This is a genomic window from Bradyrhizobium prioriisuperbiae (genome assembly GCF_032397745.1).
GTDB lineage: Bacteria > Pseudomonadota > Alphaproteobacteria > Rhizobiales > Xanthobacteraceae > Bradyrhizobium_A > Bradyrhizobium_A prioriisuperbiae.
The window spans coordinates 5628178-5650204 of record NZ_CP135921.1 but is presented as its reverse complement, the minus strand read 5'-3'; the positions used below and the strand labels follow the sequence as shown (position 1 = coordinate 5650204).

24 protein-coding genes are annotated in these 22027 nt (G+C 63.6%); 6 read left to right on the top strand and 18 right to left on the bottom strand.

Going from position 1 to position 22027, the window contains the following annotated elements; genetic code table 11:
* Window positions 1-14: 14 nt before the first annotated feature.
* Together RS897_RS26675 and RS897_RS26670 are read right to left on the bottom strand one after the other, a co-directional pair.
* A complete protein-coding gene (locus tag RS897_RS26675; protein WP_315831711.1) occupies window positions 15-1526 on the bottom strand; it encodes a glycosyltransferase family 39 protein in 1512 nt (503 codons plus the stop codon).
* Complete coding sequence (locus tag RS897_RS26670; RefSeq protein ID WP_315831710.1) at window positions 1523-2716, bottom strand: glycosyltransferase family 2 protein; 1194 nt, start codon at window positions 2714-2716, stop codon at window positions 1523-1525. The genes RS897_RS26675 and RS897_RS26670 overlap by 4 nt, the downstream gene beginning before the upstream one ends.
* Before the next feature lie 379 nt (window positions 2717-3095).
* On the opposite strand from RS897_RS26670, the gene RS897_RS26665 reads away from it, so the two are divergent.
* Together RS897_RS26665 and RS897_RS26660 are read left to right on the top strand one after the other, a co-directional pair.
* The gene (locus tag RS897_RS26665) at window positions 3096-3920 is read left to right on the top strand and encodes a DUF72 domain-containing protein (protein WP_315831709.1); all 825 of its coding nucleotides are present in this window, start codon (window positions 3096-3098) and stop codon (window positions 3918-3920) included.
* A gap of 27 nt (window positions 3921-3947) precedes the next feature.
* Window positions 3948-4424: a DUF488 domain-containing protein gene (locus RS897_RS26660; RefSeq protein WP_315831708.1), complete on the top strand. Its 477-nt coding sequence runs from the start codon at window positions 3948-3950 to the stop codon at window positions 4422-4424.
* A gap of 44 nt (window positions 4425-4468) precedes the next feature.
* Here RS897_RS26660 and RS897_RS26655 read toward each other — a convergent pair whose 3' ends face one another.
* The 6 genes from RS897_RS26655 to RS897_RS26630 form a co-directional block, all read right to left on the bottom strand.
* The gene (locus RS897_RS26655; RefSeq protein ID WP_315831707.1) at window positions 4469-5767 is read right to left on the bottom strand and encodes an adenylate/guanylate cyclase domain-containing protein; all 1299 of its coding nucleotides are present in this window, start codon (window positions 5765-5767) and stop codon (window positions 4469-4471) included.
* 50 nt (window positions 5768-5817) lie between these two features.
* Window positions 5818-6477, bottom strand: a complete 660-nt coding sequence (locus tag RS897_RS26650) for an RraA family protein (RefSeq protein ID WP_315831706.1) — start codon at window positions 6475-6477, stop codon at window positions 5818-5820.
* Between the two features lie 116 nt (window positions 6478-6593).
* On the bottom strand, window positions 6594-7754 hold the full coding sequence (locus RS897_RS26645; protein WP_315831705.1) for an ABC transporter permease: 1161 nt from the start codon (window positions 7752-7754) through the stop codon (window positions 6594-6596).
* A 19-nt stretch (window positions 7755-7773) separates the two neighbouring features.
* Window positions 7774-8727: an ABC transporter ATP-binding protein gene (locus RS897_RS26640; RefSeq protein ID WP_315831704.1), complete on the bottom strand. Its 954-nt coding sequence runs from the start codon at window positions 8725-8727 to the stop codon at window positions 7774-7776.
* Window positions 8724-9509, bottom strand: a complete 786-nt coding sequence (locus RS897_RS26635; RefSeq protein ID WP_407654306.1) for an HlyD family secretion protein — start codon at window positions 9507-9509, stop codon at window positions 8724-8726. The genes RS897_RS26640 and RS897_RS26635 overlap by 4 nt, the downstream gene beginning before the upstream one ends.
* Window positions 9506-10174: a TetR/AcrR family transcriptional regulator gene (locus tag RS897_RS26630; RefSeq protein ID WP_315831703.1), complete on the bottom strand. Its 669-nt coding sequence runs from the start codon at window positions 10172-10174 to the stop codon at window positions 9506-9508. The genes RS897_RS26635 and RS897_RS26630 overlap by 4 nt, the downstream gene beginning before the upstream one ends.
* A 192-nt stretch (window positions 10175-10366) precedes the next feature.
* Here RS897_RS26630 and RS897_RS26625 point away from each other — a divergent pair, with 192 nt between their 5' ends.
* The gene (locus tag RS897_RS26625) at window positions 10367-10630 is read left to right on the top strand and encodes a Sec-independent protein translocase family protein (protein WP_315831702.1); all 264 of its coding nucleotides are present in this window, start codon (window positions 10367-10369) and stop codon (window positions 10628-10630) included.
* A gap of 423 nt (window positions 10631-11053) precedes the next feature.
* On the opposite strand, the gene RS897_RS26620 is transcribed toward RS897_RS26625, so the two are convergent.
* The 10 genes from RS897_RS26620 to RS897_RS26575 all read right to left on the bottom strand — a co-directional run bounded on the left by RS897_RS26620 (window position 11054) and on the right by RS897_RS26575 (window position 19105).
* Window positions 11054-11461 carry a hypothetical protein gene (locus RS897_RS26620; protein WP_315831701.1) on the bottom strand — a complete coding sequence of 136 codons (408 nt, stop codon included), beginning with the start codon at window positions 11459-11461 and terminating at the stop codon, window positions 11054-11056.
* Window positions 11462-11713: 252 nt separating this feature from the next.
* Window positions 11714-12049, bottom strand: coding sequence for a DUF4189 domain-containing protein (locus RS897_RS26615; RefSeq protein ID WP_407654570.1), 336 nt, complete (start codon window positions 12047-12049; stop codon window positions 11714-11716).
* Between the two features lie 163 nt (window positions 12050-12212).
* The gene (locus RS897_RS26610; RefSeq protein ID WP_315831699.1) at window positions 12213-13817 is read right to left on the bottom strand and encodes an NTP transferase domain-containing protein; all 1605 of its coding nucleotides are present in this window, start codon (window positions 13815-13817) and stop codon (window positions 12213-12215) included.
* Window positions 13814-14521, bottom strand: coding sequence for an XdhC family protein (locus RS897_RS26605; protein ID WP_315831698.1), 708 nt, complete (start codon window positions 14519-14521; stop codon window positions 13814-13816). Before RS897_RS26605 ends, RS897_RS26610 begins: the two co-directional genes overlap by 4 nt.
* A gap of 2 nt (window positions 14522-14523) precedes the next feature.
* A complete protein-coding gene (locus RS897_RS26600; RefSeq protein WP_315831697.1) occupies window positions 14524-14847 on the bottom strand; it encodes an XdhC family protein in 324 nt (107 codons plus the stop codon).
* Between the two features lie 11 nt (window positions 14848-14858).
* Window positions 14859-16052 (bottom strand): vWA domain-containing protein, encoded by a 1194-nt coding sequence (locus tag RS897_RS26595; RefSeq protein WP_315831696.1) that lies wholly within the window; start codon window positions 16050-16052, stop codon window positions 14859-14861.
* Window positions 16053-16085: 33 nt separating this feature from the next.
* Window positions 16086-17003, bottom strand: a complete 918-nt coding sequence (locus RS897_RS26590; protein WP_315831695.1) for an AAA family ATPase — start codon at window positions 17001-17003, stop codon at window positions 16086-16088.
* A 53-nt stretch (window positions 17004-17056) separates the two neighbouring features.
* A complete protein-coding gene (locus RS897_RS26585; protein WP_315831694.1) occupies window positions 17057-17860 on the bottom strand; it encodes an FAD binding domain-containing protein in 804 nt (267 codons plus the stop codon).
* A gap of 72 nt (window positions 17861-17932) precedes the next feature.
* Window positions 17933-18406, bottom strand: a complete 474-nt coding sequence (locus RS897_RS26580; RefSeq protein ID WP_315831693.1) for a (2Fe-2S)-binding protein — start codon at window positions 18404-18406, stop codon at window positions 17933-17935.
* Window positions 18407-18652: 246 nt separating this feature from the next.
* On the bottom strand, window positions 18653-19105 hold the full coding sequence (locus tag RS897_RS26575) for an SRPBCC family protein (protein WP_315831692.1): 453 nt from the start codon (window positions 19103-19105) through the stop codon (window positions 18653-18655).
* Between the two features lie 176 nt (window positions 19106-19281).
* On the opposite strand from RS897_RS26575, the gene RS897_RS26570 reads away from it, so the two are divergent.
* The 3 genes from RS897_RS26570 to RS897_RS26560 are packed head-to-tail and all read left to right on the top strand — an operon-like array spanning window position 19282 to window position 21846.
* Entirely contained in the window at window positions 19282-20634 is a 1353-nt protein-coding gene (locus RS897_RS26570) for a 3-carboxy-cis,cis-muconate cycloisomerase (RefSeq protein WP_315831691.1), read from the top strand.
* A 25-nt stretch (window positions 20635-20659) separates the two neighbouring features.
* Entirely contained in the window at window positions 20660-21442 is a 783-nt protein-coding gene (pcaD, locus tag RS897_RS26565; protein ID WP_315831690.1) for a 3-oxoadipate enol-lactonase, read from the top strand.
* A 17-nt stretch (window positions 21443-21459) separates the two neighbouring features.
* Window positions 21460-21846, top strand: coding sequence for a carboxymuconolactone decarboxylase family protein (locus RS897_RS26560; protein ID WP_315831689.1), 387 nt, complete (start codon window positions 21460-21462; stop codon window positions 21844-21846).
* The last annotated feature ends 181 nt before the right edge of the window (window positions 21847-22027 follow it).

Genomic DNA, 22027 nt, shown 5'->3' with positions numbered 1-22027 from the left:
CACAGCTTTCGGTTTTATTGCAGTTCAGGAGGCGGCGACCGGTCGATGACCTCGCCCTTGGCGCCTTCCAGCAGATCGAGTTCATAGGTTTCGATCGTCAGCGGCCCGCGTTTGCGCGTCAGCTCTGCGACTTTCTCAAAGCGTGAATAATTCGCCTTGAGTTTCGCCTGGCCGTCGGGACGGACTTCATCAACAAACAGAAGCTTGCCCTGCAGCAGCGCCGGATCCGGCTCCGGCATGTTGACCCAGCGCATGCGTTGCTGGGGCTGCAGCACGCAGACATTTTTTGCGTACTTGGCGAGATAGAAGATGAGCCACGAGGTGGTGCCGTAGTCCGGCGCCAGTACGCAGGTGGCGCCGGTGCGCACCCGCACGGCATCAATTTCGCGCGCCAGTTCGTTCCAGCCGACACCGATGCTGCGCACCGATGCATCGCGCCGGTAGCCGGTCAGGATACCTGTATTGGCCTGCACGATCAGGGCCAGCAGCATCACCACGCCGACCGGATTGGCCCAGCGCCGGCAGAACGCCACGGTTTGCTGCGCACGTCCGCGCCACGAGGGACTGTGCGCGGCGGCGGCGGCGGCGATCGCGAATGCCGGATAGACCGGTCCCAGCCAGTTCCCCTCGACACGGCTGTGCAGCGAGTGCCACAGGAAATACAGCATGATCGGCCAGAACATCACGCTCACCAGCAGCCGCGCCGACCATGCGCCGGCGTCGCGGCGCGACAGCACGTAGAGCCCCATCGCACCGAGGATAAAAATCAGTGGCGTCGCGAACGCGAACTGGGTCGGGATCACCTCGCCGATGAACCGCAGTGTCAGTCCGTCGACCCTTGCACGCCCGAACTGCTTGATGAACGAGACCCAGTGGTGCTGCTGGTTCCAGAGGATCACCGGCGCGAACACGGCGAAAGCGACAACGCCGCCGAGATAAGGCCACGGCGAGATGAGCCAGCGCCGCAGCCGCGGCACCGCAATCAGCCACACCAGGATTCCGACGCCGAACAGCAGCGCAGTGTATTTCGACAGCAGAGCCATGCCGACCGCGATACCGACGGCGATCCACCAGACGCCGCGCCCGGTCTCCAGCACCTTGGCGAGGCTGTAGAGCACAAAGGCGGAGGCGACCATCAGCGGCGCATCCGGCGTCACGATCACGGTGCCGACCGCCACCATCAGCGTGACATTCAGGAAGATCGCCGCAGTCGACGCCACGCGATCGCTGCCGAACAGGATCTGCGCTGTGCGATAGACCGCCCAGCTCATCGGCAGCGCCAGCAGCACCGACACCAGCCGCACGCCCAGTTCGGTATCGCCGGCCAGCAGCGTGCCGAGGCGGATGACGACGGCGACCATCGGCGGATGATCGTAGTAGCCGCCCGCCAGATGTTTCGACCAGGTCCAGTAATAGGCCTCGTCGAAGGTCAGCGGCGTGATGGCGGAGACGATCAGGCGCAGAAGCACCAGCGCCAGAACCGTCAGCACCACATTGCGCGCATTGCCCAGCCGCTCGAGGTTCATCGCTTGCGCCAGACGAAAAGGCTCGACACGGCGTAGTTCCAGACCACACCCATCAGCGCGCCTGCGGCGCCAGCAAGCCACCAGATCGGTTGCTGGTTGTAGATCGAAAAGGCGACGCCAACATTGGCGAGCAGGCCCACGCCGCACACCAGATAAAACACCACCAGGCCGCGAACGATCGCCAGGCCTTTCAGCCGCTGATCCCGGTAGGTCAGGAAATTGTTCAGCAGGAAATTGCTGGTCATGGCGACAAAGGCGGCGATGGTCTGCGCCTCGGCGAACGAGGTCGGCAGCAGCGAGAATGCGATATCGAGGGTCACGAGATGCACCGCGAGGCCAAACGAGCCGACCAGCGCGAACAGCAGGAAGCGCAGCGACACCAGGTCACGCGTCAGTTTCGCCAGCACCAGGCCGAGGAAATCCAGCGCGACCATGGAATCGAGCTTGCTCTCGCCGTGCTGCCGCGTCCCGAACACAAACGGAACTTCGACGGTGCGCAGGGTCCCGCGCGCGGTCGCGACGATATCGAGCAGGATCTTGAAGCCCTGCACCGACAGCGACGGCGCGAGCTGTTCGAACCGATCGCGCCGAATCATGAAGAAGCCGCTCATCGGATCGGCGATCTTGATGTTCAGGAGACGTTTCGCCAAAAGCGTCGCCGCCGCACTGATGCGCAGCCGGCCGCTGCCGAAACTCTCGGCGCTGCCGCCATCGACATACCGGCTGCCGACGACGAGCTCGGCGGCATCGCTTTGCAGCAGCGCCAGCATCTTCGGCAGCTGGGTTTCATCATGCTGGAGATCGGCATCGATCACGGCCACGTAGGGCGCGCTCGAGGCCAGGATGCCTTCGATGCACGCACCCGACAGCCCTCTCCGCCCGATCCGGCGCAGGCAGCGGACGCGGGTATCGCGTTCGGCCAGCCCGCGGACCACGTCCCAGGTTCCGTCCGGCGAGTTGTCGTCGACAAAGATGACTTCCCAGGCCACGCCGGCCAGCGTCGCCTCGAGCTTCTGGAACAGCTTGGTGACGTTGTCGCGTTCGTTGAAGGTCGGAACGATCACGGACAGCTGGCGTTCGACCGCCCAAGATGAATCAGCGGAACGGTCCGACGACGGATCAGAAAAACGCACATCCACCAGGGGGTGGATCTTGGCCGGGGTCGAGGCCGGGGTCACGGATTGGGTCATGGGCGGCAGCTATATCCGCGCCGCCCAGCAGTGCCAAGAAAGGAATCGAGCAAGGAATCTGGCAAGTAATCTTGCGGAAATCGGGGGATTCGCCTCAAAAGAGGCCCAGAAATGCTAACGACCACGAACGACACGGCGCGCGTACATCCGGCGCAGCCAAATCATCTCGTGGTCGTCTCGGCGATGGAGCTTGGGGGGAAGCATCGACACCGCCGGCTCCAACCCATATGGGGATCGAAATCCGATTTGCAAGGGGATGGGCACAACCCGCCTCGCCCGTGCTTCCCAGCGATTTTCCGCTTGCTCGGCCCCGAAAGTGTTCCTAGTTTGTTCGCCGCACCCAAGGCGGCAAGACAGCGGCAAGGAAAGAGGTTCGCGCGTGACAAAGACCCCCAAAACCGCGGCAAAGAAAACCGGTCGAATCCTGCTCGGCATCGGCGGCTGGACCTTCGAACCCTGGCGCGGCGTGTTCTATCCGGACAAGCTGCCGCAGGCGAAGGAGCTGAACTATGCGGCGAGCAAGCTGACCTCGATCGAGGTCAACGGCACTTATTACGGCTCGCAGAAACCCGAGACCTTTCGCAAATGGGCCAGCGAAGTGCCCGATGGTTTCGTGTTCTCGCTCAAGGCCTCGCGCTTCACCACCAATCGCAAGGTGCTGGCGGAGGCCGGCGACTCCATCAAGAGGTTTTACGACCAGGGCATCACCGAGCTCCGCGACCGGCTGGGACCGGTGCTGTGGCAGTTCGCCCCGACCAAGAAGTTCGACGAAGCCGACTTCGGCAAGTTCCTGGAGCTGCTGCCGCGCGAGCGCGACGGCCTGACGCTGCGCCATGTGGTCGAGGTCCGCCACGACAGTTTCAAGACCCCCGCTTTCGTCGCGCTGTTGCGCCAGTTCGGCATCCCGGTGGTGTTCTCTGAACACACGACTTATCCGGCGATTGCCGACGTGGTCGGAGATTTTGTTTATGCGCGGCTGCAGAAGGGCAATGACGACATCAAGACCTGTTATCCGCCCAAGGCGCTCGACGCCTGGGCCGCGCGGCTGCAACTGTGGGCCGAGGGCGGCGAGCCGGACGACCTGCCCAAGGTCGACACCACGGCGCCGAAGAAGCAGCCGCGCGATGTGTTTGCCTATGTGATCCATGAAGGCAAGATCCGCGCGCCGGCCGGCGCGATGGAGCTGATCGAACGGGTGAAATAACCACCTCAAGGGAGCGTTGCATCAACGATGGCAAAGGCGAAGACGTTCAAAGCGAAACAGCTCTTCACCATCGGTTATGAACAAACGCCGGCCAAAGCGGTGCTCGACGAGTTGCAGCAGACCGGCGTGAAGCTGCTGGTCGACGTGCGCGCCGTCGCCTCCTCCCGCCGCCCGGGCTTTTCAAAAAACCAGCTCGCCTCCGGTCTCGACGACCGCGGCATCGCCTATCTGCATCTGCGCGGACTCGGCACACCCAAGGACGGCCGCGAGGCCGCCCGCAGCGGCGACATCAAGACGCTGACCAGGATCTACCAGGCCCATCTGAAAACGCCGCAGGCCAGGGAGGAGATGGACGAGCTTGCAACCCTGATCAGGACAACCGGGCCGATCTGTATCCTGTGCTACGAGCGCGACCACCGACACTGCCACCGCACGTTCATTGCCGAGATCATCAGGGAGCGCGAGGGCGTCGCCATCGAAAACCTGTCAGCTCCCGTGATGTGATGTCTGGAAACGGCGCCGCCGATTCCCGGCTACCGACGGCAACGTCACCCCAGTTGCCAGATCGCCAGCGGGCGGTCGTAGCCGCGGATCGCAACCTCGCCGAGCGGGCGGGCATCCTCGACTGAGTTTCCGAGCGTCTCGTGCACCACCGCCGAGACCAGGAACTGCGAATCGAACTGCTTGTTGAGCCCTTCGATCCGCGCGGCAAGATTTACGGTGTCGCCGATCACGGTGTATTCCTTGCGGCGCGGCGAGCCGATATTTCCGGCGACCACTTCGCCGAAATGCAAGCCGATACCGATCCGCAGCGGCCATGAGCTCGCTTCATTGATCCGCGTCATCGCCGCCAGCATTTCATGCGCCGCATCGACCGCATGGCGGGTGGCGTTTTCGGTTTCGAACGGAGCGCCGAACAGCGCCAGGAAACCGTCGCCGAGAAACTTGTTCACGATGCCGCCATGGCGATCGAGAATCTCGACCAGTATCGCGAACGCACCGTCGAGGCGATCGACCACTTCCTGCGGGCTGCGCGAGCGCGCGCCCGCGGTGAAGCTTCGAAAATCCACGAACATCACGGCAACGCGGCGGATGTCGCTGTGCGCCAGCGTTCCCTCGGCCAGCAGGCGCTCGACCACCTGCGGCGAGACGTGCTGTCCGAACAGGTTGGTCACCCGATCGCGCGCGGTGACGGCGGCGATGCTGGTTTCGAACTGGCGGCGAACCAGCAGGCCGACCGCGCCCGCAAGCAGGCCGCCGACAAAAATGATCATGCTGCGCAGCAGATGGTAGGTAACGTCGGGCGGGCCGTCGGGGTAATACCACATCGCCATGGCGAACAGCTCGACCGCCGCGACCAGGCCGGTGAAGGCCGACAGCCAGAAATCCAGCCGCAGCGTCGAAAGAATGATGAAGATGAAATAGGTCAGCGGCACCACGAAGCCGAGCGCCTCCACCGATCCCATGCTGTTGATATGGAGCGCCAGCGCCGCCGTCGGCATGCTGGTTTCGATCACCGCGCTGCCATAGCGCCGAAATACCGGCACGTCGTGATCCTGCGCGATATGCCGCTTGACGAGGGCATGCACGATAAGCTCGAAAATCAGGAAAGGAACGAGAATGATGACCAGATCGCTGGTCCGCAGATTGCCATGCCACAGCTTCTCGATCTGCTCGGGCGCGATGAAATACAGCGACCAGAGGAAAGTGCCGAGGACTGCCGTGGTGACGATCAGCGCCTTGATCCGCAGCAACTCGGTCTTCAGGATCGCCCGCGTCAGTTCATGATTGAACTCCTGCGAGACGGCCGGCTGGCCCTTGATTATCTGGTACCACGGCCACCGCATGCTCTCCCCTCCTCTCTTGGTGCGACGTTTCTTGGCGCGGCGATCGCCCGCTAAAACTTTCCGTATTGCAGATAAGCCTGCTGCGGATCCATACCCTCCAGGATCGCCTTGCGGATCAGGCTCTCGGTCCCGATCGCCTGCTCGGAGGCCACGACCACGTCCTCGACCCGCGCAGCCGGTACGCGAACCAGTCCGTCGCGGTCGCCGACCAGATAATCCCCGGGCGCGATCACGACGTCACCGATTTTCACGTCGACATTGCTGGCCGCCGGCAGCCAGTAGCCGACAATGTCGCGCGGCGTGTAGCCGCGGCACCAGGTCTGGAAACCGAGCGCCAGCAGGAAATTGACGTCGCGGACGAAGCCGTCGGCCACGCAACCGCGCACGCCCTTGTTCTTCAGGGTCTCCGCCGACAATTCGCCCATGTGCGCCACCACCCGGTCGTTCGGCTGCGACACCCAGATCGACCCGGCCGGCGCCTTCGACAGCAGCCCGGTCCAGGCCAGCAAGGTCTCGTGCGGATCGGCATTGGGATCGACCTTGCCGAGAATCGTGAAGGCCGGCCCGGCCATCGCCTTATCAGGCAAAATCGGGCGCAGCTCGGCAGGCAGCGTGAAATCGCGCAGACCCATGGCGCGCATCACGTCGTGGACGACGCCCGTGTAACACTGCTGCAGCCGGTCGGTGATCGAGATGGTATTCGAAGTCATGAGGCGTTGGTCTCCCTTTTTTGCCCATGATGCCGTCGGGAGCCGACGAGGTCCAGCAGTGTCCGGCGGGGCAGCTCCAGCCATCAAACCCAGCATGTAAGTCCGGTCGGCCCGGTTCAGTCCAGCGTCCGCCGGAAGCGGGTCACCGCGATGGTCATCGCCACCAGCACCAGGCCGAACAGCGCCAGGCCGTCATACTGCAGGTTTTCCAGGGTCGAGCCCTTCAGCATGATGGCGCGCACGATCCGGATGAAATGCGTCAGCGGCAGCGCCTCGCCGATCCACTGCGCCCACACCGGCATCCCGGCAAACGGAAACATGAAGCCCGACAGCAGGATGTTGGGCAGGAAAAACATCATCGACATCTGCATGGCCTGCAGCTGGTTCTGCGCAATGGTCGAGAACGTGTAGCCGATCGCCAGGTTGGCCGCGATGAACAGCGTGCTCAACAGCGCCAGCAGCGCGAGGCTGCCGTAGATCGGCACGCCGAACAGCAACAGGCCAATGCCGACAATCAGCGTCGCCTGCAGGAAGCCGACCAGCACATAGGGGATGATCTTGCCGAGCATGACCTCGACCGGCGTAATCGGCATCGACAACAGGCTTTCCATGGTGCCCCGCTCGATCTCGCGGGTCACCGACAGCGCCGTAAAAATCAGCATGGTCATGGTGAGAATGGTGCCGACCAGGCCCGGCACGATGTTCAGCCGCGACGCCGCCGCGGGATTGTAGCGCGCATGGGTCCTGATCTCGAACGGCTGGACCGGTGGGTCGCCGGCAACACGATCATGCGCCAGCGCGGTCTGCGCCAATTGCCCCAGCGCGCCGAGCGCGGTGCCGGTCGCCACCGGATCGGTGGCGTCGGCGGCCACCAGCAGCGCGGGCCGGTCGCCACGCCGCACCGCGCGCTCGAAGCCACGGGGGATTTCGACACCGAACAGCACCTTTCCGGACTGGAAGAGATCGTCGAATTCCGCCACCGTGCTCACGGTGCGGGTGAATTTGAAATACGCGGTGTTTTCCATCGCCTTCAGGAACGAGCGCGCGAGATCGCTGTCCTCCTGCAGCAGCACCGCGGTCGGCAGGTTGCGCGGCTGGGTGTTGATGGCATAACCGAACAGCAACAGTTGCATCACCGGCAGCATCACGATCATTGCGAACGACACCCGGTCGCGCTTGAGCTGGATCAGTTCCTTGATCAGCATCGCCCAGGTCCGGAGCATCCAGTTGCCGGAGTCGGGATTGCGGCCCTTGTCGTTGCTGTCGGAGCTGGTCATTGGACATTGCCTCCGAAAATTATCCTGAAAAATTGTCCTTGGAGCGGCCCATCAATTCGATGAACACGTCTTCCAGCGACGGCTCGGTCTTCTGCCAGGTCACACCGTCGCGCGACCGATAAGGCGCAATTGAATCTTCCAGAGCCTTGGCATCACGTCCCGAGACGTGCAGGCTGGTGCCGAACGGCGCCACCATGTCGACACCGGGCTTGCCGGTGATGTCGTGGGCCAGGCCGTTCAGCTCAGCGCCGGTGACGGTATAGGTGGTCAGCGCCGATTGCGCGATCACCTGTTCGACGGTGCCGTGGGCCAATAGCTTGCCGTAAGCGATGTAAGCAATCTCGTGGCAACGCTCGGCTTCGTCCATGTAGTGCGTCGACACCAGCACGGTGAGCCCTTCGGCGGCGAGGGCATGGATCTCGTTCCAGAACTCGCGCCGCGCCTTGGGATCGACGCCGGCGGTGGGCTCGTCGAGCAACAGCAATTGCGGACCCGGCAGCGTGCAGGCGCCAAGCGCCAGACGCTGCTTCCAGCCGCCGGACAGCTCGCCTGCGAGTTGCTCCTCGCGCCCGCTCAAGCCAAGGCGCTTGATCATGTCGCGCGCCGCCGCACGTGGATTATCCATGCCGTACAGCCGGGCCACAAATTCCAGGTTCTCGCGCACCGACAGGTCCTGATACAGGCTGAAGCGCTGCGTCATGTAGCCGACCCGCCGCTTGATCTTGTCGGCGTCGCGGCGGATGTCATAGCCGAGGCAGGTGCCCTCGCCGCTGTCCGGAGTGAGCAAACCGCACAGCATGCGAATGGTGGTGGTTTTGCCGGAGCCGTTCGGTCCGAGGAAGCCATAGATCGCCCCGCGACGCACCTGCATCGACAGATCCTGCACCACGGCACGCCCGTTGAATGATTTCGACAGCCCCGACACTTCGATGGCGATATCGCTAGCCTGCGTGGTGAGAGCGGACGCGGTCATCGGCTCACGACCCGCGCTTTGCCGATCGGATAAACGCTGACCGGCTGGCCGACGCGCAGGCTGTCCGGCTTGTTGGGCCGCGCCTGGATCAGGTAGACCAGCTTGGAGCGCTCCTCCAGGCTGTAAATCACCGGCGGGGTGTATTCCGCCGTGGTGGCGATGAAATAGATTTTTGCGGTGAGATCAGCGGCGCAGCCGTCGCAGCTCACCCGCACGTCATCACCGAGGGCGAACGTCGGCAGGATGGTTTCCGGCACGAAGAAGCGGATCTTCATGTTGCCCGGCGGCATGATCGACAGCACCGGCCGCTGCGCGCCGACCATCTCGCCTTCGCGGAAGTAGATCTGCTGGATCGAACCCGCGATCGGCGCGAAGCCGTTGCGTCGTGCCAGCCGCGTCTGCGAGCTGTTGACCTTCGCCTCCGCCACCCGCAACGACGACACCGCGGAATCGAGGCTGGCCTGGGTGCCCGATCCGGTTCGGCTCAGCGACTGGGCGCGATCGAAGGTCTGCTGGGCATTCGCGAGCGTCGCGTTGGACTGATTGAGATCGGCCTGCTGCAGATCGTCGTCGAGAGAGAACAGCGGCGTGCCGACCTTGACCTCGTCGCCCTCGCGGACATTCTGCTTCGTCACCCGGCCGGCTTCGTCGGGGCTGACGAAGATCATGTCGGCCTCGACCCAGCCCTGATAATTGACCAGCTTTGCCTCGTTGCAGCCGGCCAGCGCCAGGCTGAACAGGAACGCGCAAGCAACGTGCGCGGCGTGTCGTGACGGCATCATTCCGCCCTCCGTGGTCCGAAAATCAGATCAATGTGAACGCGCAGCATCGCCAGCGCGTCGAGCGGCGCGTAGGCACCGAACAGGCCCTGCCAGACGATCGCCACCATCGCCGGCGCCACCACGATCTGCGGAAACCGCACCAGCTCCGGATTTTGGATTTCGCCGCGCGCGATGCCGTATTCGATCATCTTGGTCATGGCGGCGATGCCACGCTGAATCACCTCGCGGTAGTAGAACTCCGACAGCGAGGGAAAACGCGCGCCTTCGGAGATGATCAAGCGGACGATGTCGCCGCGCTTGGTGCCAGCGATCTCGCGCGCAAAGGTCTCCGCGAAAGTCTCAACCATCGCACGGGCCGAAACCGGACCACCGCCCGCCTGAGGCGGACTGGCCAGCCGTCCGATCAGCGGCACCAGCGACGTGCGCACCAGTTCCTGAAACAAGGCCTCCTTGTCGGCGAAGTGCAGATAGATCGTGCCCTTGGCGACGTCGGCACGCGCCGCGACATCGTCGAGCCGCGCCGCCGCGAATCCCTTCGCAGCGAATTCATCCAGGGCCGCCGCGAGAATCGCCTCGCGCCGCTCGAGTGCCCGTGCGGAGCGTTTCGACGCAGCGTCGCGCGGCGATGGTTTCGGCTGATCGGATGTGGTTTTGGGCTTCGGCATTGCATTCGATCCGGAATTGTCAGGCTCTTATTATGACTGACTGGTCAGTCATAATCAAGGAGCAAACCCGAACCTGAGACAAGCCGCCGCAGGGCCTCACCAAAACATTGATTTGTCTTTGAAATATTTGAGCCGCGGCGTTGGCGGGACATTGTCAGCGGATGGGAACGCCATAAGAATGATTGCTGCGAGTTGCCCACAGAACTCGCCGTCTCGTACGGGACGAAACGGGGACAATCGACATCAGCTGACTATTTGCCCGCCAATGAGGATGACATGGGTGCTTTTTCAATTTTTCACTGGATCGTCGTTCTTGTTTTTCTGACGGTCCCATTCCCCATCGCCGCGATCCTGAAGCGGGATGGCCGCAGCCCGTTTTGGGCCCTGCTCTACTTCGTGCCCATCGCCAACATCATCGGGCTCTGGGTCTGGGCGTATGTGAATTCGGACAGCTGACAATCCCGCTGATGACACTCGGCGCCCGGGCGTTGCATCAGTATCGAACGGTTGCCGGAAACTCATCTCGCATCCTGAGCCACATGGCGTCGAATTCGCAGATGTCCACACCGCCCAGCGTTATGGGGCGACCTTCATGCTTTGAAGTATCCCGATAAGATCTTCCGGCGAATAACTATCGCCAAGACGCTGCGTGAGATTAATCGTTAGTCTCTGCCTGGGGGGATTGAGCCAAACGAGAGTCAGCTGGCTTTTTGCCCATTTGCCATTGGGCGAGGAATGCACGCGACCGGTTATTCCTCGATAATCGAATTCTCGAACCACTTTGGATTGATCGTAGCTGAATTGTGTTATTGGGCTTTCGAAGATGTCCAAGTCGACTCGGTCATCATTCAGCATTTTCCTGAATCTGATACTGTATTCTTATTTCGTATAATTATGCGAAACTTCTTGAAAACCTGCCGGCACCGCCTCCGAAGGCAGAAATAGAAAGCCCGAGTATGGAAGAGGCCGCGATCCAAAGTTATCTAAAATCGGGTCCGGCACGATTCTGAGATAGAGCTGGCCTACCGCAGTGGCAACGATCAGCAGAACAAATGGAAAGAAAGTTGAAGCGCGGTACTTTCCATTTCTGTGGAGCAAAGATGAAATGATAATGCCGGCTGGTAGAATTAAATAGGGCGCCAAAGCCGCAACAGGCCTTCCTAAATCGAAAAACCAGGCGCCGGCTCCAATAACATCACCCAATTTCTTTAGAACATAGATCGTTCCCAGAACGAACAAGAGGATCTGGAGCAGCAGGACACAAGCCGAAAGGCGTTTCATGGTCATCCGCGATCACTCAATCCCTGATCGAAGTCCGTCGGTAAATTGACAGATATCTCGATATCGATGTCAAGCCGACGGAACAGCCGCTCGCGTCGAAATCAACAACGGCAACCGAGCAATGTCCGATGCTCGCGAGGCATCACTCTAAGGCGCCTCTTCCCGATCGTTGAGCTGGCGTCAGAGACAACATACCCCGCAATGAGCAACTTGATGCGATCGGATTCTGATCGGGTCAGGCCTGAACAGCCCGGCAACTCAGCCCCGCGCGTCGCAGGCCCAGGCCCGGATCACGCATTCCTTGCCACCATACTGGTAGCAGAACTTGGTCGCGGCATTCAGCGCGCTGGAGATCCGCGGGGCGACGGCCTGGCCGTAAGCGCCGCAGGGATTCTTCATGTCGATGGACAGCGCCACGCAGGAGCGGCGCATGGTGACGGTCGAGCACTCGCCCTTGCACTGCTTGCGGGCGGCGGCGACCGCGGCTTCGGGCTTCGCATAATCGAAAGCCTGGCCATAGGCGCCGCATTTGCCGATCGCCAAGGCGCCGGCCGCCGAAGCCGATGACATGGACAGGCCAATCACCGAGACCATCGCAACGACGGTCAAAACACATGCAAAAAGCGCGCGGCTACGCAAAGCCGCCGAAAGCCGACCCAACGACAACACGGGATATCCCCTCCCCGAGGCACCAATACGGGGGGACTCTAGCTCCAGGGTCGTTTCAACTTGGTGAATAAAGCGCCAACGAACGCGGTTAACCGCGGCGCGCGTCCTCGAGGGCATCCGGCGTATCGATATCGAGGAAGGCGCTTTTACCCTCGACCGGGACCTCGGCGACGGCCTCGCCGTGCTTGGCGATCAGGTGGCGCGCGCCGATATCGCCATCCAGCGTCATCAGTTCGCCGAAGAAGCGGCGCGACCACAGCACCGGATTGCCGCGGCGGCCATCGCAAACCGGCATGGCAATCAGCGCGCCGCGGTCGGGCGCGAAGGCCTCGATCAGGCGGTCGATCAGGGCGGCGTCGATCAGCGGCATGTCGCCGAGGCAGACCACGGCCCCGTCGGCCTCGGCAGGCACCGCACCGATTCCGGTTTTCACCGATGTCGCCAGGCCCTCGGCGAACTGGGGATTGTGCACGAAGCTGACCTTGAGCCCGTCCAGCGCGTGGCGGACCTGCTCGGCCTGATGGCCGGTGACGACCACCACCGAGGTGGCTTTCGAGGCCAGCGCCTGCTCAGCCACGATGCGCACCAGCTTTTTGCCGTTGAGATCGGCGAGCAGCTTGTTCGGCCCGCCCATCCGGGTGGAGCGCCCCGCGGCAAGCACGATGCCAGCGACATTGCGGTTGCCGTCGGTGCCGGCCGGCACGCGCGGCTGCGGGCGGGTGACGATTTCCATCAACAGACCCCCGACCCCGAGCGCGGTGATGTCGGCGCGCGACACCTTCAGGCCGGCCAGCAGCCGCATCAGGATCCAGTCAAAGCCGTTTTCGGTCGGCGAGCGCGCGCAACCCGGCGCACCCAGCACAGGTACATTGCCGGCGCTTCCGATCAGCATCAGGTTGCCGGGATCGACCGGCATGCCGAAATGCTCGATCTTGCCACCGATGTGCTCGATCGCCGCCGGGATCACGTCGCGGCGATCGGCGATCGCCGACGCCCCGAACACGATGACGAGCTCGGCACCGAGACCGAGCAGTTCGCGGATCGCGGCCGCGAGCTTGTCCTCGTCATGCGCGACACGACGTTCGGCGATGATTGCGGCACCGGCAGGCGCGAGCCGCTCGGCCGTGACCCGCAGGGTTTTTTCAATGACCTTCGGCGCGAGGCCCGGCAGCATCGTCGAGACCACGCCGACGCGTTTGACCGTATAGGGCACGACCCTCAGCGTATCCGGTGCGACGGCGGTAACAGCGGCATCGCGCAACTCCCCGGCGACGCCGAACGGAATCAGCTTCACCGTGCCGATCATCTCACCGGCAACCACCGCCTTGAACGCCGGCAGCGTCGCGAGCGTAATGGCTTCGTCGACCAGGTTGATGCGGTTGACCGCCTCGCGGTTCACCACCAGCACACCGGCCTCGGCGGCGAAGAGATTGGCGCGGCCGGTGACGGCGCGCTCCACCGTCACGCCGCTGCCGGCGACAGCGCTGGCAATGCTGGCGGCGGCAACATCTTCGGACACGTCGCCGGGCTCGAGCCGCGCCACCACGATCTCGGAGACACCGGCGCGGATCAATGCGTCCACTTCGTCCGTGCCGACCGTGGTGCCTTTTTTCAGCACCAACGGACCCTTGCGAATGGTATGAACGGTCACGCCGCCAATTGCATCAGCCGGCGCGACGGGACCGAATTTCATGCCGCGTTCTCTTTGACAGCCTGCACCTTCGGCAGACGCAATTCCGCGGTAATTTCGGCCATGATCGCAACCGCGATTTCAGCCGGCGAGATCGCACCGATGTTCAGCCCGATCGGCGCATGGATGCGCGCGAGGTCGGCTTCCTTCGCCCCCTGCGCCTTCAGCCGTTCCAGCCGCTTGGCGTGGGTCTTTCGCGACCCGAGCGCGCCGATATAGAAGCACTCACGCGACAACGCATGGAGCAGCGCCGGATCGTCGATCTTGGGGTCGTGGGTCAGCGCGACAAAGGCCGTGTAGCGGTCGACATTGAGCGGCGGCAGCGCGGTATCGGGCCATTCCGCGATCAGCGGAATGTTGGGAAAGCGCTCCGGCGAGGCGAACGCCGTGCGCGGATCAACCACGGTCACGTCGTAGTCGAGCGACGTCGCCAGCGGCGCTAAGGCCTGGCTGATATGTACCGCGCCGGTGATCAAAAGCCGTGCCACCGGGGCGTGGACGGTGAGAAAGAACTTCTTGCCGTCGACCTCGATCATCGCGCTCTTGTTCATGCGCAGATGCTTGTCGAGTTCGGCATGCAGGGGGTCGGCGGCGAAGTCGGCGGCTTTCACCAGCCGTTGCGCACCGCCGGCAATGTCGGTGACCACGATGACCGGCCGGCGCGCGGCACGCTCGGAGTTCAACTCGGTGAGCGTTTCCTGTTTCACGGCTAACCGACCTTTTCAACGAACACGCGGATGGTGCCGCCGCAGGACAGGCCGACATTCCAGGCGGTCTCGTCGGCCACACCGAATTCCAGCATTTTCGGCTCGCCGCTGGAAATCACATCCAGTGCCTCGGTGACCACGGCGCCCTCGACACAGCCGCCCGACACCGAGCCCTGGAAGGTGCCCTCGTCATTGATCACCAGATGCGATCCGGTCGGCCGCGGCGCCGAGCCCCAGGTCTCCATCACGGTGGCCAGCGCCACGCCATGGCCGGCCTTCTTCCAGGCCTCGGCGGTCTTCAGGATGTCGTCATCGCGATTGAGCATGGTGGGATCCCTCAAGCTGCGGATTTCGGCGAGAACCGGTGGCCCTTTTCGGTGGGCGCGGAGAGCGCCGATATCAGCCCTTCGATCGACTTTAGATTGTGCACCGGACGGAATTCGTCAACATGGGGCAACATCAATTTGATGCCCTGCGCCTTGGCCTGGAAACCCTCATAACGCAGCAGCGGATTGAGCCAGATCAGCCGCCGGCAGGACCGATGCAGCCGGTCCATTTCGAAGGTCAGGCGCTCATCGACCTCGCGCTCCAGGCCGTCGGAAATCAACAGCACGATCGCGCCCTGGGACAGCACACGCCTGCCCCACAGCTTGTTGAAGCTGTGCAGCGAAGTGGCGATGCGGGTGCCGCCGGACCAGTCTTCGACCGCGGCCGTACAGGCGGCCAGCGCCTCGTCCGGATCGCGCGCCCGCAGGCTGCGGGTCACATTGGTCAGCCGGGTGCCGAACAGGAACACCGAGACGCGTTTGCGCGCGTCGGTGACCGCATGCAGGAACTGCAGGAACAGCCGCGTGTAGTCGCTCATCGAGCCCGAGATATCGAGCAGCGCCACGATCGGCGCGGGCTTGTCGATGCGGCCTAATCTATGCAGCTTCACGATGTCGCCGCCGGTGCGCAGGCTGCCGCGCAGGGTGCGGCGCAGATCGAGACGCTGCCCCTTGGCGTCCGGCAGGAAACGGCGGGTGCGCAGCTCGGCCTGCGGCAGCTGCATCCTGGCGATGGCGCGGCTCACCTCGGCGATCTCCGCCGCGCTCATCTGCGCAAAATCCTTTTTCTGCAGCACCTCCTGGTCGGACACCGAGAGCTGCACGTCCTGCTCGACGCTGTCCTTCGACTGCATGGTCTCGCGCTGCGACAGCGCTTCCTGCACCCGGCGCGCGGCCGGCGGTGGCGGCTTCCTGGCCTGGTCCGGCAGCGGCACCGAATCCAGCATGTGCTGCCAGTCGTCGTCGATCCGAAAAAACAGATCGAATGCCTGGGCGAAGATCAGCATGTGCTCGTGCCGGGTCACAAACACCGACTGCAGGGTGGCGAAGACATCCCTGCGGTTGCCGATGTCGATCAGGCGCAGCGCACTGACCGCATCGATCACCGCGCCCGGCCCGACCGGAAGGCCGGCGGCGCGCAACGCACGCGCGAAGCCGACGATGTTGTCGGCAATCTGTCCCTTCGCTGTGGTGCTGTCGGGCATGGTGATCCCGGTCTGCCGTACAATCCGCCGCGGTCAGGAGGCCTGATCGCCGACGGCTTCCTTGATGGTCTTCTGCAGGGTGTCGCCCTGCATGCGCGCGATGTCGTCCTGGTACTTCAGCAGCGCGCCCAGCGTGTCGCCGACCACTTGCGGCGTCAGCGTGCGCGCATCGAGCTGCGTCAGTGCGGTCGCCCAGTCGATGGTTTCGGCCACGCCGGGCACCTTGAACAAATCCTGGTCGCGCAGCGCCTGCACGAAGCCCACCACCTGTTCGGACAGTTTTGCGGATATGCCGGGCACGCGCGACTTGACGATCGCCAGTTCGCGCTCGGCCGAGGGATAGTCGACCCAGTGATAGAGGCAGCGGCGCTTCAGCGCGTCGTGGATTTCACGGGTGCGGTTCGAGGTCAGGATCACGATCGGCGGCTGCGCCGCGCGCACGGTGCCGAACTCCGGGATCGTGACCTGGAAGTCGCTGAGGATTTCCAGCAGATAGGCTTCGAAGGCTTCGTCGGCGCGATCGAGCTCGTCGATCAAGAGCACCGGCGGCCCGGCGGCATCGGGCTCCAGCGCACGCAGCAGCGGGCGCTTGATCATGTATTGTTCGGCGAAGATGTCGTGCGACAGCCGCTCGCGATCGGTGTCGCCGGTGGCTTCCGCCAGCCGGATCGCGATCATCTGCGCGGCGCTGTTCCACTCATAGACGGCAGACGCGACGTCGAGGCCCTCGTAACACTGCAGCCGGATCAACGACCGCCCCAGCGCCGCGGACAACGCCTTGGCGATCTCGGTCTTGCCGACGCCGGCCTCACCTTCGAGGAACAGCGGCCGGCCCATGCGCAGCGACAGAAAGGTCACCGTCGCGAGCGCACGTTCGGCGAGATAGCCCTGCTTGGTCAGCAGCGCAAGCGTGGCATCGACTGAACCGGGCAGTGCCGACGGCGCATTCATCGCAACTCCAGATCCGCCATCTTGCCTGGCGCTTTGCTCAATTACTTGGCAGTTTATTTGGCGTTCGCCGCATCGACGGCGCGGCGCGCGAGCACGCCGATCAGGTGCGCACGATACTCCGCACTGCCGTGGATGTCGCTGTTGAGGCCGTCGGCCGGCACCGTCAGCCCGTCCAGCGCCTTCGCGGCAAAGCGCTTCTGCAGCGCCTCTTCGAAGGCGGTGACGCGGAACACACCATCGCCGCCGGCGCCGGTGACGGCGACCCGCACTTCCGAGGGACGCCGTGCGACAAACACGCCGACCAGGGCATAACGCGACGCCTGGTTGCGAAACTTGATATAAGCGGCCTTCTTCGCCAGTGGGAACAGCACGCGGGTGATGATCTCGTCGCCTTCCAGCGACGTCGTGAACAAGCCCTGGAAGAACTCTTCCGCCTTGAGGCGGCGCTTGTTGGTGACGATGGTGGCACCGAGCGCCAGACACGCCGCCGGATAATCCGCGGTCGGATCGTTGTTGGCGAGCGAGCCGCCGATGGTGCCGCGATGGCGCACCGCCGGGTCGCCGATCAAGCCGGCGAGTTCAGCGAGTGCCGGGATGGCTTCGCCGACAACAGGGGAGTTGGCGACTTCGGCGTGGGTGGTCATGGCGCCGATCGAGAGCGAGCGGCCCTTCATTTCGATGCCGACAAGATTGTCCACCTTCGACAGGTCGACCAGATGCGGCGGGCTTGCGAGCCGCTGCTTCATCACCGGGATCAGGGTGTGACCGCCCGCCACCAGCTTGGAGTCCTCGTTCTTGGCGAGAATGTTCGCAGCTTGGCGCACAGTCGCCGGGCGGTGGAATTTGAATTCGTACATGAACAATCCTTCGAGATCGCGATGTCGCGTCGTCAGATGGTGTCGGAAAAATCGGGTTTACTTCGCCATTGCTTACTTAGACATGGCCTTGGCGCCGGCGGCGATCGACTCCACGATATTGTGGTAACCGGTGCAGCGGCACAGATTGCCTTCGAGCTCTTCGCGAATGGTGTGATCGTCGAGGTCGTGGCCCTTGCGGCGGACCATGTCGACCGCGGTCATGATCATGCCCGGGGTGCAGAAGCCGCACTGCAGGCCATGGTGCTCGCGGAAGGCTTCCTGCATCGGATGCAGCGGCGCGCCATCGGCGGCCAGCCCCTCGATCGTGGTGATGTTCTGGCCGTCAACCATCACCGCCAGCGTGGTGCAGGACTTCACGGCCTTGCCGTCGACATGGACCACACAGGCGCCACACTGGGAGGTGTCGCAGCCGACATGGGTGCCGGTCAGGCGCAGGTTCTCGCGCAGGAACTGAACCAGCAGCGTGCGCGGGTCGATGTTGCCCGTCACAGGATTGCCGTTCACAATAAGGGAAATCTTGGCCACCAGCAGTTCTCCTCAACACCGCATTGCACGGCGTCACGGCCCGCAAGGGCGTCCCCCAAGCAGGCGTCTTCTAAAATCGTTCTAATATCATAGGTCGCCGAAGCCGGATCGGCAACCGGCTCAAGGGCCTGAGAGCCATGCTGTTTTTGAATTTCTCAGGCACCGGATGTGTCAACTCGACGACGACTCGCCCCCAAGAATTGGAGCCTGGACGCCGGATGCAGCCGACTCAAAGTACAACCGCCTTTAGGCTGATGCCTTCACCGCATCGGCGAATTTGGTGAAAAATTCGTCCGCTAGCTTCTTGGCCGATCCGTTGATCAGGCGCTGCCCGAGCTGGGCCAGCTTGCCGCCGATCTGGGCATCCACATTGTAAACCAGCAGGGTGCCACCATCCTTGTCCTGCAGATTGACGGTGGCGCCGCCCTTGGCGAAACCGGCCACGCCGCCCTCGCCCTCGCCCGAGATCTTGTAGCTGGTGGGCGGATCGAAATCGCTGAGCGTCACACGCCCCTTGAAGCGGGCCGACACCGGGCCGACCTTCATTTTGGCAGTGGCACGAAACTCGTTCTCCGCAGACCTTTCCAGCTCTTCACAGCCGGGAATGCAGGCCTTCAGAACCTCGGGGTCGTTGAGCTTGGCCCAGACGACTTCCCGCGACGCAGGGAGTTGGACCTCCCCATTCATTGTCATTGCCATTGTACCGACTCCCGTTCCGAACTGTCCTCAATAACGACCTTCGCCCGCAAATGAAACACCGCTCAGGGAAAAAGTCAGCACCCACCACTGGCCAGCCCCCCATGATCAAGACCGCATGATAATGGGCGGCAAGCCGCTTTTCACGGCATCGGGAAATGCTTAGGGTCGCCCGCATCATGAGCACCTCCCTGTCTCCTCTGCTCGCGCCACTGCTGTCGAGCTCCGCCATGCGGGCAGCCTGCGACGACGCAGCCTATCTGCAGCACATGCTCGACTTCGAGAGCGCGCTGGCGCGCGCGGAGGCCGCCGTCGGAGTCGTTCCCGCAGCCGCCGTGGCGCCGATCTCTGACGCCTGCAAGGCCGAGCGATTCGATATCGCAGCGCTGGCTCAGGCGGCAAACCGCGCCGGCAATCTCGCCATCCCGCTGGTCAAGGCGCTGACCGCGGCGGTCGGCAAAGCCGATGCCGAGGCCGCGCGTTATGTGCATTGGGGCGCCACCAGCCAGGACGTGATCGACACCGCGACCATGCTGCAACTGCGCGCCGCCATCGATGCGCTGCTGCCGGACCTAGACCGCGCGATCGCGGGCTTCGCAGGACTTGCCCGGCAGCACCGCAACACCGCCATGGTGGCGCGGACCTGGCTGCAGCACGCGCTGCCGATGCCGTTCGGGCTCAAGCTCGCCGAATACGCCGCCGCCCTGCACCGCTCGCGGCAACGGCTCAAGCGGCTGCGGGCCGAGGCGCTGGTGCTGCAATTCGGCGGCGCCGCCGGCACACTCGCCGCCCTCGGCGACAAAGGCCTTGCGGTGAGCGAACAGCTCAGCCACGAGCTCGGGTTACCGCTGCCGGAAGCTCCCTGGCACACCCATCGCGACCGCATTGCCGAGGCCGCCTCGGTGCTGGCGATCCTGAGCGGAAGCTGCGGCAAGATCGCGCGCGACGTGTCGCTGATGATGCAGACCGATGTGGCGGAAGCTTTCGAGCCCGCCGGCGAAGGGCGCGGCGGCTCCTCGACCCTGCCGCACAAACGCAATCCGGTGGCCGCGGCCGCGGCACTGGGCGCCGCCACCATGGCGCCCAATCTCGCCGCCACGATTTTCGCGGCCCAGGTTCAAGACCATGAACGCAGCGCCGGCCCCTGGCATGCGGAATGGCCGACATTGCCGACCCTGGAGCTGGTGACATCGGGCGCGCTCGCCGCGATTGTTGACATCGCCGAAGGGCTCGATGTGGATGTGGCGCGGATGCGCAGCAACCTCGACACCACCCATGGCCTGATCATGGCGGAAGCCGTGTCGATGGCGCTGGCCGACAGTATCGGCAAGAGCGAGGCGCATCACATCATCGAGGCGGCAAGCCGCGCGTCGATCGCCGGCAACACGCACCTGCGCGACGTGCTGGCCGCGGATGCCCGTGTCACCGCACATCTGGATGCGGCACGGCTGGCGCAACTGTTCGATCCCCTCGCCTACCAGGGCGCATCGCAAACCCTGATCGATCGGCTGCTCGCCGCACTCGACAACTGACCAACAACAATAAACGGAGACTCCCATGCCCATGGTCGATGCCGACGGTTGCCGGCTCAATGTCACGGTCGAAGGGCGCGACAGCGGCCCCACCTTGATGCTGTCGAACTCGCTGGGCACCACGCTGCACATGTGGGACGCGCAAATGCCGGCGCTGACAAAGCTGTTCCGCGTGGTGCGCTACGACCGCCGCGGCCATGGCAAGTCCGATATCGGCACCACACCCTATTCCATGGAGCGGTTCGGGCACGACGTGCTGGCGATCCTGGACGACCTCAACATCCAGAAGACGCACTGGTGCGGCCTGTCGATGGGCGGCATGGTCGGGCAATGGCTGGGCGCCAATGCGCCGGATCGCTTCGAGAAGCTGATCCTCGCCAACACCGCGAGTTATTATCCGGACCCGACCAACTGGGACACCCGCATCAAGTCGCTCACCGAAGGCGGGTTCCCCGCCATCGCCGATGGCGTGATGAACGCGTGGTTCACCGCCGACTTCCGCGAACGCGAGCCGCAGACGGTCGAGGCCATGAAGGCCATGCTGTCAGCAACGCCGCGAGAGGGTTATCTCGCCTGCTGCCAGGCCCTGCGCACCCTCGACCTGCGCGCGATGCTGCCGACGATTTCCAACCCGACTCTGGTGATCGCCGGCCGTCATGATCCGGCCACGCCGCTCGCCGCCGGTGAATTCATCCGCAGCCAGATTCCGGGCGCGAGCCTCACCATTCTCGACGCCGCCCACATCTCGAGTGTGGAGCAGCAGCATGCCTTCACTGAAGCGGTGGTCGGCTTTCTCACTCAACGCTGAGCTTTCGGAGAATTTGTATGGATGACAATCAACGCCGAGCCGATGGCGACGCGCAGCGCCGCAAGGTGCTGGGCAATGCCTGGGTCGACAAATCGGCCGCCGGACGCAATGCGTTCAACGCCGACTTCCTCGACCTGATCACCCGCTATGCCTGGGGCGAGATCTGGACCCGACCGCAATTCGACGAACGCACCCGCCGCGTGCTGGTGATCGGCACCATGATCGCACTCGCCCAGTGGGACGAATTCCGCCTGCACGTGCGCGCGGCGCTGACCGAGGGCGGCTTTACGCCTGATGACATCAAGGAAATCCTGCTGCAGCAGGCGATCTATTGCGGCGTCCCCGCGGTCAATCACGCGACCAAGGAAGCCGCAGGGGTGATGAAGGAACTGGGGCTGCTCTGACCGGGCCGTGTCGGAGCATATGCGATGCTCGGCCTCAGACACACCCACAGTGTCATCGTCCGGCTTGACCGGACGATCCAGTATCCGGGGTGGGCATGGTGCAATGAATGAGCGTCATCCGGATCATTTATGCTGCGGCGTACTGGATCGCCCGGCCGGGCGATGACAGTCTGAGTTAGCC